At 30.5% G+C, this 10,841-nt stretch carries 11 protein-coding genes; 9 read left to right on the plus strand and 2 right to left on the minus strand.

The features are described 5' to 3' along the window. On the plus strand, nucleotides 1-2,123 hold a 2,123-nt coding region (locus A966_RS13390; RefSeq protein WP_008722408.1), incomplete at its 5' end, for a hypothetical protein. Between the two features lie 74 nt (nucleotides 2,124-2,197). Here A966_RS13390 and pyrR read toward each other — a convergent pair. Then, on the minus strand, nucleotides 2,198-2,725 hold the full coding sequence (gene pyrR, locus A966_RS03070) for a bifunctional pyr operon transcriptional regulator/uracil phosphoribosyltransferase PyrR (RefSeq protein WP_008722410.1): 528 nt from the start codon (nucleotides 2,723-2,725) through the stop codon (nucleotides 2,198-2,200). A gap of 233 nt (nucleotides 2,726-2,958) precedes the next feature. Here pyrR and A966_RS03075 point away from each other — a divergent pair, with 233 nt between their 5' ends. The 8 genes from A966_RS03075 (at nucleotide 2,959) to dapD (ending at nucleotide 10,099) form a co-directional block, all read left to right on the plus strand. Next, the gene (locus tag A966_RS03075; protein ID WP_008722412.1) at nucleotides 2,959-3,510 is read left to right on the plus strand and encodes a flagellar basal body-associated FliL family protein; all 552 of its coding nucleotides are present in this window, start codon (nucleotides 2,959-2,961) and stop codon (nucleotides 3,508-3,510) included. Between the two features lie 40 nt (nucleotides 3,511-3,550). Further along, a complete protein-coding gene (gene fliM / locus A966_RS03080; protein ID WP_008722421.1) occupies nucleotides 3,551-4,582 on the plus strand; it encodes a flagellar motor switch protein FliM in 1,032 nt (343 codons plus the stop codon). 4 nt (nucleotides 4,583-4,586) lie between these two features. Further along, nucleotides 4,587-5,663 (plus strand): flagellar motor switch protein FliN, encoded by a 1,077-nt coding sequence (fliN, locus tag A966_RS03085; RefSeq protein ID WP_008722424.1) that lies wholly within the window; start codon nucleotides 4,587-4,589, stop codon nucleotides 5,661-5,663. 137 nt (nucleotides 5,664-5,800) lie between these two features. Next, on the plus strand, nucleotides 5,801-6,097 hold the full coding sequence (fliN, locus tag A966_RS03090; RefSeq protein WP_008722426.1) for a flagellar motor switch protein FliN: 297 nt from the start codon (nucleotides 5,801-5,803) through the stop codon (nucleotides 6,095-6,097). 382 nt (nucleotides 6,098-6,479) lie between these two features. Further along, nucleotides 6,480-7,661 (plus strand): M20 metallopeptidase family protein, encoded by a 1,182-nt coding sequence (locus A966_RS03095; RefSeq protein ID WP_008722427.1) that lies wholly within the window; start codon nucleotides 6,480-6,482, stop codon nucleotides 7,659-7,661. A gap of 65 nt (nucleotides 7,662-7,726) precedes the next feature. Next, nucleotides 7,727-8,608 carry a 4-hydroxy-tetrahydrodipicolinate synthase gene (gene dapA, locus A966_RS03100; protein WP_008722428.1) on the plus strand — a complete coding sequence of 294 codons (882 nt, stop codon included), beginning with the start codon at nucleotides 7,727-7,729 and terminating at the stop codon, nucleotides 8,606-8,608. A 30-nt stretch (nucleotides 8,609-8,638) separates the two neighbouring features. After that, nucleotides 8,639-9,334, plus strand: coding sequence for a 4-hydroxy-tetrahydrodipicolinate reductase (dapB, locus tag A966_RS03105; protein ID WP_008722430.1), 696 nt, complete (start codon nucleotides 8,639-8,641; stop codon nucleotides 9,332-9,334). Nucleotides 9,335-9,394: 60 nt separating this feature from the next. After that, nucleotides 9,395-10,099: a 2,3,4,5-tetrahydropyridine-2,6-dicarboxylate N-acetyltransferase gene (gene dapD, locus A966_RS03110; protein ID WP_008722432.1), complete on the plus strand. Its 705-nt coding sequence runs from the start codon at nucleotides 9,395-9,397 to the stop codon at nucleotides 10,097-10,099. An 81-nt stretch (nucleotides 10,100-10,180) separates the two neighbouring features. Here the strand turns inward: dapD and A966_RS03115 are convergent, their stop codons facing one another. Beyond that, a complete protein-coding gene (locus A966_RS03115; RefSeq protein WP_008722435.1) occupies nucleotides 10,181-10,393 on the minus strand; it encodes a hypothetical protein in 213 nt (70 codons plus the stop codon). Nucleotides 10,394-10,841: the final 448 nt, after the last annotated feature.

Here is a 10,841-nt window from a genome sequence, read left to right on the forward strand (position 1 = left end):
AAGAAGATAAATCTATGATAGAAGGCTATTTGGATAAAGTAGATAATTCATCAGAAGATTTAACAGAAGAAGAAAAGGAACTATATCAAAATTATTTATCCAATTCTTCAGATAATATTGAAGCAAAAGAAGAATTGCAAGATGAACCAACTTCTGAATCTTCAGAGGAAACAAATACAGAAGAAATAACTCCAGAGTCAAATGAAGAACTAGAAGAACCTCAAGAAGAAATAAAATCAGATATAGAAGAGCCTTTGGAAGAAGCCGAAGAAGAGATAATTAATAATGAAGAAGATTTGAGCGAAGAAGATAAATCTATGATAGAAGGCTACTTGGATAAAGTAGATAGTTCATCAGAAGATTTAACAGAAGAAGAAAAGGAACTATATCAAAATTATTTATCCAATTCTTCAGATAATATTGAAGCAAAAGAAGAATTGCCAGATGAACCAACTTCTGAATCTTCAGAGGAAACAAATACAGAAGAAACAACTCAAGAACCTCAAGAAGAAGTAGAAGAAGATAAAGCAGAAGAAATAAAATCAGATATCGAAGAGCCTGAAGAAGAAGCAGAAGAAGATATAATCAATAATGAAGAGGATCTGACAGAAGAAGATAAATCTATGATAGAAGGCTACTTGGATAAAGTGGATAGTTCATCAGAAGATTTAACAGAAGAAGAAAAGGAATTATATCAAAATTATTTATCCAATTCTTCAGATAATAGTGAAGAATTAGAAGAATTGCAAGATGAACCAACTTCTGAATCTTCAGAGGAAACAAATACAGAAGAAATAACTCCAGAGTCAAATGAAGAAGTAGAGGAAGATAAAGCAGAAGAAATAAAAGCGGATAGTGAAGATTCTAAGGAAGAAGCAGAAGAAGAGATAATTAATAATGAAGAAGATTTGAGCGAAGAAGATAAATCTATGATAGAAGGCTATTTGGATAAAGTAGATAATTCATCAGAAGATTTAACAGAAGAAGAAAAGGAATTATATCAAAATTATTTATCCGATTCTTCAGATAATAGTGAAGAAAAAGAAGAATTGCAAGAGGAACAAACTTTTGAATCTTCAGAGGAAGCAAATAAAGAAGAAACAACTCAAGAACCTCAGGAAGAAGCAGAAGAAGAGATAATTAATAATGAAGAAGATTTAACGGAAGAAGATAAATCTATGATAGAAGGCTACTTGGATAAAGTGGATAGTTCATCAGAAGATTTAACGGAAGAAGAAAAAGAATTATATCAAAATTATTTATCTAACTCTTCAGATAATAGTGAAGTAAAAGAAGAATTGAAAGAGGAACCAACTTCTGAATCTTCAGAGGAAACAAATACAGAAGAAATAACTCCAGAGTCAAATGAAGAAGTAGAGGAAGATAAAGCAGAAGAAATAATTCAAGAACCTACTTCCTCAGAAGAAGATATTCAAGAAGATGAATTATATGACGAAGATTATAACGACGAATTAAAAGAAGAAGTAAGCGATGAAGAATTAGAAGATCTTGTATATATAAATAATGTTCAAATAGATGAAATAAGAGATTCTGATTTGAATATGCTTGAAAATATTATTAAAGGTAATGATGAAGACGGTGTAGAACTTATAAAAATAAGTGACAAAAAAAATGAAAATAATACTAAAGAAGATAATACTAAAGCAAAATCCGTAGAAAATTTTGATTCTATGGAAGAGCTTTTAAATAAGGAGACTAATATGTCTGAAGAAAAAGAATTAGAAACTATTGATAAAGAAAATATAGATAATAATGTAGCAGTTGAAGAAGAGTTTAGTTTGGGTGATGATAATGATCCTATACTAATGGAAGATAGAAAACATACTGAAGATGAAGAAGAAGATTTTGACGGAGAAATTACTCAATCTGATTTAGATTATGCTATTAAATTATTTGAATCTGAAGAGGCCAGCGGAAATAATAATGAGTATAGTTCTAAAGCTGATATACTATTATCAGAAAATGAAATTAATAAATTCAAGAAACTTTTTGGATATTTCAAAAATATTGTAGAAAAAATGTCTCCTGAAGATTTGAATGATTTTTCAAAAACAGAGTTCTATGATATGTATTCATCTTTGTTTAGAAAATTTGGCGATTGAAATTAATTTTTACAAAATAAAAAAGGACTTATTAAAAGTCCTTTTTTTATTGCAAATAAATAATATATATTTTTTTAATTTCTATCTTTTAGAAGAACTAGATCCTCTCCTTCCAATTCTTTTACTCTTACCGATACATATTGATCCTGAGGTACATTAAGAGCAAGTCCTATATAATTTGCAGATATGGGAAGTTCTCTTCCGAATCTATCAACTAAAACTAATAAAGATACTTTTTTAGGTCTTCCATAATCAAATAGAGCATTTAGAGCAGCCCTGATTGTTCTTCCTGTATAAAGAACATCATCAACAAGAAGTATAGTTTTACCTGTAATATCAAAAGGTATATCAGTTTCTTTGATTTCCGGAAATTCAGAGAGAGAAGACAGATCATCTCTGTAAAGATTAATATCTATTGCTCCAATAGGTAATTCTTTTTTTATTTTTTCTTCTAAAAGTTTTTTTAATCTTATTCCTAAGAAATCTCCTCTTCTTCTTATACCCACAATAGCGAGCTTTTCCATATCTTCTTTTTCAATGATTTCAGCAGCAAGTCTAGGTAGAACCTTTTCATATTCTTCAGCTTTTAGTAAAACTCTCATTTCATACTCCTTTGATATTTAAAGATAATTTGGAGAATTATAACGATTAAAGAGAAAAAAATCAACATAATATTTTTTTACTTTTAGATAAAAAATATGTTAAGTGTTTTTTTAGTTTACCGATATTATATATAAGGACAGTAAAAGAGATTAAAGTTAACATAAGAGTTGCTAATTTTATTTTACTGTTATATAATTGAAAATAAACATATTAATTTAAGAGAGGAAATTATATGGCAGACGAAGAAAACTTAGACTTGGAAGAAGGCGAAGAAGAAGAAGGAGAACAAGCCGAAGCTGCACCAAAGAAGAAATTTGGTTTAAGCCCTATGATTGTTAAAATCCTTATGGGAGTTGCTGCCATTTTAGTTGTGGCTTTAATATCTGGGCTTATAGCATTTTTTGTATCTAAAAGTGTAGGAAAAGCTGCAGGCGTACAGGGCGGTGTAGTGGATGATATGGTAAAACAGCCACCGCCATCAATTTATCGTATAGACCCTGAGTTCAATGTAAACACTGCAGATATGGATGTAGCAAGATATGTAAAGGTTAGTATTATATTAACTTATACTACTAATACTAAGCAGCTTGCAGTAGAACTTCCTGAAAGATTCTATATGATAAGAGATAGAATCACAACAATACTTAGTTCTTATACTTATGATCAGTTGAGAACTAATGAGGGCAGAGAGCAGTTAAAAGCTGATATTAAGCGGGAAATTAATAGTATGCTTAGAAATGGTCAAATAGATGGTATATTATTTGATAACTTCTTGTTAAGCTAATGCTAAATACTACTAAAAATTATAAGAGAAGGATATTCGTATGACAGAAGTATTGTCACAAAGCGAAATAGATGCGTTGTTAAGTGCTATATCATCTGGTGAAAGTTTAGATAATATTGATACTAAGCGTGTAGAAGTAGAACATAGAAAGATAAAGATATACGACTTTAAACGTCCCGATAAGTTTTCAAAAGACCAAATTAGAACGCTTCAGATGATGCATGAAAACTTTGCTCGTGTAACTACAACTTCATTATCAGCACAGCTGAGGACTTTGGTAGGTATTCACGTAGCAAGTGTAGATCAGCTTACTTATGAGGAGTTTATAAGAAGTGTTAGTAATCCTTCTACTTTGGCTATTGTAAGTATGGATCCTTTGAAGGGAAGTTCAATATTAGAGATTGATCCATCTATTACTTTTACTATTATTGATAGATTATTCGGCGGACCTGGTGAGAGTCCTAAGAATTTAAATAGAGAGCTTACAGATATTGAGTTATCGGTTATGGAAGGTATTATAGTAAGAATACTAGGTAACTTAAGGGAGGCTTGGTCTCAGGTAATAGATTTAAGACCGCGTTTGGGTTCTATAGAAACTAACCCTCAGTTTGCTCAGATGGTTAGCCCTAATGACATGGTTGTGCTTATTACTTTAGAGACTAAGGTAGCTGATGTTGAAGGTATGATGAACTTTTGTATACCATATATTACTATTGAGCCTATACTTTCTAAGTTTTCAGCTCAATATTGGTATGCATCTATTAGAAGAGGAAGCACTAGCGAAAATTTAAAGATAATAAAAGAAAAATTACAAAATATATTTGTTGAAACTTCGGCGGAACTTGGATCTATGCAATTACCGCTATCAGACATTCTCAATCTTCAGAAAGGCGATGTTGTTAAATTTACAGATACTAAGATTACAGATCCTGTCATATTTAAGATAGGAAACAGAAAGAAATTCTTATGCCGTCCTGGTATATCAGGCAGCAGAATGGCTGTACAGCTTACAGGTGTTATGGATGGAGAGGCTGATATAACCGAAGACGATTTATTAAAAGAGGAGGATTAAGGTTATGATGAGTGACGGTGCATTATCTCAAGACGAAATAGAAGCTTTGCTAAAAGGTGCCGATGATGCTTTCGGAAGCGATGCTCCTAAGGCATCTGGTAATGGTGGCGGTAATGTAGATAAACAACTTTTTAATGAAGCTGCTAAAATGATAGCTGAAAATCAAGCCTTTTCACTATCATCTATTTCTACTAAGACTGTATCCATTACTAATATTACTACTACAGTTGGCGATGTTAATAACTTACATCAAATGCTTTCTGGTAAAATGATAGAAGCTAAGGTTGGTTATACAGGTTCTATCACAGGAAATGTTTACTACTTCATGGGAGAAAATGAGGCTTTAATAGTTGCTTCTCTTATGATGGGACAAAAAGAAGCTGCTTTAAATGATATGGTAGCTCAGGTATTGAAAGAGGCTTTCTCTCAAATGGTGGGAGTTTCTGACAGTGCTTTATCTTCAAGATTCGGAGGAAGTTTTACTAACTCTCCTATAGAAACTTCTATATTAGAAGATGCTTTCAGTATTAATATACCGGGTCCTTTAGCTATAGTAAGCGGTTCGCTTTCTATTGAAGGAGAAGTTGAAAATGCTCCTTATGTATTTGCTTTAGAGCTTCCATTGCTTCAAAGCCTTCTAGGTTCTGCCTCTAATAATGCTGCTGCTCCTGCTTCCGGAGGAAATACATCAAATGCCGCAGCTGCTAATAATTCTATGTCAGGACTTGTAGATAATCAAGCTTTTGATTCTTCACCTCAATTAGGTGTGCAGCATGCTGAGTTTAATTCTCTAATGCCTGCTTCTGATGTACAGGGAACAGGAAATATCGGTCTGCTCATGGATGTAACTATGAATATGACTGTAGAGCTTGGAAGAGCTACTATGACTATTAGAGATATATTAGGACTTGGGGAAGGTTCTATTATAGAGCTTCAAAAGCTAGCTGGTGAGCCTGTAGATTTGCTTGTTAATGGTAAGTTAATAGCAAAAGGTGAGGTTGTAGTTATAGATGAAAACTTCGGTGTTCGTGTTACTGATATTATTAACCCTATGGACAGACTTACTAATAAACCTAGATAATATAAGTTAAAATAATTACCAATATAATAAAAGCGGGAAATAATTTCCCGCTTTTTTATTTTTTATAATAATATAATTGCAATTATTGCATAAAAGTATATAATATATATAGATTAGTATAATACAGAAGTAAAATAATGAGTAATGCAGACAATAAAAATTCTAATAATATTCCTTCTAATAATATCGGTCTATTAATGGATGTTACTATAAATGTAACAGTAGAACTTGGAAGGGCTCGTTTGAGTATTAGAGAAATATTAGGATTAGGAGAGGGTTCTATCATAGAACTTCAAAAGCTAGCTGGAGAGCCTGTAGATTTGCTTGTTAATGGTAAATTAATAGCTAAAGGTGAGGTTGTAGTTATAGATGAATGCTTCGGCGTAAGAGTTACGGATATTGTTGATTCTTTATATAATATTGATAAAAAATAAATAATATATATTCTTTATTAATTCTTTTTTTTAAGTAATAACATATAATTTTTTATATCTATAATAAAAAATCTTTTTTATTAAAAAATAATGCGGTTTTTCTTGACTTTTGCTATATTATTACATATAATAATATTACTACAAATAAAAATTTAAGGAGTTTAGAATGTACATTTCATTCACCTGTAATACAGGCCGTTCATATAATCATTCAAATATATGCTTTCAATTTTCTAAATTCTATAAATCTTCAAAACGCACTCTTTCAAAATCTAAGAAGTAATCTTTTTAATAATTCTAAAATTAATAATAATTACAATGTATATAATAATATTTTATATCTATATGGTATAATTGTTTTTTTTACAGAGGTGTTTAAACAATGCAGAACAATATAATATCAGAAAATGTTCTTTTATCTATGAAGGATTTTTTAATAGATTTAAGAAGGGATTTACATGCTCACCCTGAACTTGGATTTCAGGAGTTTAGGACATCGGAGAAAATTTCTTCTATACTTGATTCATTGAATATAAAGTATAAGAATAAGGTTGCTGAAACGGGTATAATAGCGGATATAGAAGGCGAGGATAAAAATTTTACTATAGCTTTTAGGGCTGATATGGATGCTTTACCTATGGAGGATAAAAAGAATTGTTCTTATTCATCACAGAATAAGGGTAAATGTCATTCCTGCGGTCATGATGTTCATACTGCAGTACTCACAGGTATAGCAAAATATTTTTCTGAGATAAAGCCTCCTTGCAATATTAGGCTTATATATCAGCCTGCAGAAGAGACTACAGGCGGGGCTTTGCCTATGATAAATGAGCATGCTTTAGATAATGTTAATGTTATTTATGGGCTTCATGTTCGTCCTGAAATAAATGTAGGACAGATAAGTATTACCTATGGGGCAATGTATGCTAGTTCTAATATGTTTGAAGTTCATATTCATGGTAAATCAGCACATGGAGCTAAATCATATAATGGTATAGATGCTATAGTAATTGCAGCACATATTATAACTCAGCTTCATACTTTTACTTCAGTATTTACAGACGGAAGTATGAGGCTTCATATAGGTACTATAAATGGAGGAAGTGTTAATAATGTAGTAGCTGATAATGTTAAGATGGAAGGTATTATTAGAATGTTATGCGATGATGAGACAAGAAATAAAAGACTAAACATGATAGAAAATATTATTAAAAATACTGCAAAAAGTTTTAATGCTGATGCGGAGTTTGTTAATATTCCTTCTTATCCTGCTTTAATTAATCATGATGATGCTGTTAATATAGTGAAAACTTCTGCGGAATCTTTTTTAACTAAAGAAAATTGTCTGCTTGAAAAGTCTAATATGACAACTGAAGATTTTAGTTATTATCTTCAAAGGGTAAAAGGAGCTTTTTTTAGTTTGGGAGTATCAAATGAAAAAATAAATATTCCTATTCATAATAGCTTGTTTGATATAGATGAAGATGCAATTAATATAGGCGTTAAAATGCAGCTTCTTAATGTTTATAATACATATAAAAATAAAGATAAATTTATAAAGTAGCACTATTATTTTATTTTTACTATAGAAAAAAAAAGAAATACAATATATAATTAAAGGAGATTAATATGTCATTATTTGAAGGAGCAGGTGTAGCTTTAATAACACCATTTACGGAAGATAATCAAATTAATTATGAAAAATTAGAAGAGTTAATTGAATTTCAAATAGCGAATAAAACAGATGCTATAATTGCCGCAGGTACTACAGCAGAAAGTTCGACTCTTACAGCTGAAGAAAGAATGCAGGTTATTAAATTTTGTATAGAGCGTACAAAAAAAAGAACTTTAGTCATAGCTGGTACAGGAACTAATAATACAGCAACAGCGGTAGAGTTCAGTAAAAAGTCTTATGAGTACGGTGCTGATATGGTTATGGCGGTTACTCCGTATTATAATAAAGGTAATGAAAGCGGGATTATTGATTATTATACAAAAATAGCAAATAGTGTTAAATGTCCTGTGATTATATACAATGTTCCTTCAAGAACAGGGGTGAAATTATCTCTTAATGTTATAAAAACATTATCCGAGGTTTCTAATATTCAGGGGCTTAAGGAGGCTAGCGGAGATATTAGTTATGTGGCTGATATTGCTAATATAGCACCGAATTTGGATTTGTATTCTGGAAATGATGACATGGTAACTCCGATGATGGCTTTAGGTGCTAAAGGGGTTATATCTGTTACAAGTAATATTATTCCTAGAGAAAATCATGATATGGTTATGAATTTTCTTAATGGAAATGTAAATGAAGCTATTAAAGCTCAGATTAAATATATAGATTTTGTGAGGGCTATGTTTATAGAGACTAATCCTGCTCCGATAAAAGAGGCTATGAATATTATGGGGTTTGGTGTAGGAGAATGCCGTTCTCCATTAGGTCCTTTAAGTGATAAAAATAGAGAGCATGTAAAGAACATTATAAATAAATACGGCTTAAAAAAATAATTTTTTATAAAAATTAAAAAGGAGAAAAATATGAAAGTATTAATACATGGAACAGGAGTTATGAGCTCAATTTTAAAAGAAGTTATAGAGAAAGAAGGTGAATTTGAAATCACTGGTTTTGCTGATGATTTTACAAATGAAAAAGGAGATATGATTATAGATTTTTCTCATTTTTCAAGACTTCCTGCTATGATAGATTACAGCTTGGCAAATAATATACCTATGGTTATATGTACTACAGGTTATGATGAAAGTATGCTTGCAAAAATCGTAGAAGCATCTATGCAGGTGCCTATAGTATTATCATCTAATACTTGTATAGGAATAAATCTTATGAATGAAATTGTAGCAAAATTGGCTACTCAGCTTAAGAATTTTGATATTGAAATTATTGAAGCTCATCATAATAGAAAAGTTGACTCTCCAAGCGGAACAGCTAAGAGTTTATTCAATGTTATTAATGCTGCTTTGGATAATGAAATGTTCTTGGTTAGCGGAAGAAACGGTCTTCATGTAAGAGATAAAAAAGAAATAGGTATGCATTCCATAAGGGGAGGTTCTGTTGTAGGAGAACATAGTGTTATTTTTTATGGAGATGATGAGATTATAGAAGTAAAACACTCTTCTACTTCCAGAAGAATTTTTGCTAATGGTGCTATTAAAGCTGCTAAATTCCTTATTGATAAGAAACCTGGACTTTATAGAATGAAAGAGGTTTTATCATAATAAAAAATATAAATAATAAATTGATAATTGCTTTTAGAAATTATATAGGAGAATATTGAAATGAATATGTTAGAAAAGTCAGAAGATATTATTGCGTATATTAAAAATTCTAAAAAGAAAACGCCTGTTAAAATATACATAAAAGGAAATTTACCTAAAATAAAAACAAATGCTAAAGTATTTTCTTCAGGAGAATTTCATTTTGCAGTAGGAGATTATGAAGATATAAAAGCTATATTAGAGGAATATAAAGACTCTATAGAAGATTACTATTTGGAAAATGATAGGAGAAACTCAGGCGTACCTACTTTAGATTATTTTAATGTTAATGCTAGAATTGAACCTGGTGCTATAATAAGAGATAAAGTGACGATTGGTGATAATGCTGTTATTATGATGGGGGCTATTATCAATATTGGTGCTGAAGTAGGTGAGGGCACTATGATAGATATGGGAGCTGTTTTGGGCGGAAGAGCTATTGTAGGAAAAAATTGCCATATTGGAGCTGGTACTGTGCTTGCTGGGGTAATTGAGCCTCCTTCTGCTAAGCCTGTTATTGTAGAAGATAATGTTGTTATTGGAGCTAATGCTGTTATTATTGAGGGAGTTCATATTGGAAAGAATGCTGTTGTAGGTGCTGGGGCAGTTGTTATAGAAGATGTTGGAGAAAATGAGGTTGTTGCTGGTAATCCTGCTAAAGTAGTAAAAACTAAAGATGAAAAAACTGCTGATAAAACTAAATTGGTAGATGATTTAAGAAAATAATTGATTATTTAAAATAAAAAGCCTCTTTATAATTATTCTATAGAGGCTTTTTATTTTGTTATAAAATTTATTAACTTTTACTTAAAAACTTTGTCCTTTATATTGTTCTACTTTTTGTAAATTTTCTTTTTTATTCTTATAGCATTTTTGAGAAAGTTTCAAATTTTTTTCTGCTTCTTTTTTATCTCCTAATTCTTCTGCTTGGTTTACATAAAGCATAATATCTATCACCCTCTTTTTTAGCCTTATCGGCTCTATTTCTAAACATTTCTTCTTTTCTTTATAAAATCCCATAATTAAGACTATCCTTTTTTTAATATAATTATATAATAGACTTGTTTCAAAAGTAGTTGACAAATAATTTAATAAGTTTATTATTTTATGCTAAATTAAATAATATTAATTATAGTTTAATTAAATGTTTTACTTGTTGTGTAAATTGTATGTTTGAGCTACAAAATGCAGTTCTTTCGCTACAGGCGTACTTCGTATGGTTCTTGCCGAAGATGCACTGTGCCTTATACCAATACTGAAATGTAACTACTCGGTAAAAGAACTGGGGGGGCACAAATGTGTACTTCGTAGGCAAAGCCACAACTAAATTTAAAAATATTAAATTAAAAATTTATAAATTTAGTTTTGAAACAAGTCTAATATTATAACAATGATTTTATTTTTAATGAATATAGTTACGGTATTTTTTATTCATATATAATATTTCTAAGCAAATAAAGTGCAGAAA

The organism is Brachyspira hampsonii 30446 (assembly GCF_000316195.1).
Taxonomy (GTDB): domain Bacteria; phylum Spirochaetota; class Brachyspiria; order Brachyspirales; family Brachyspiraceae; genus Brachyspira; species Brachyspira hampsonii_C.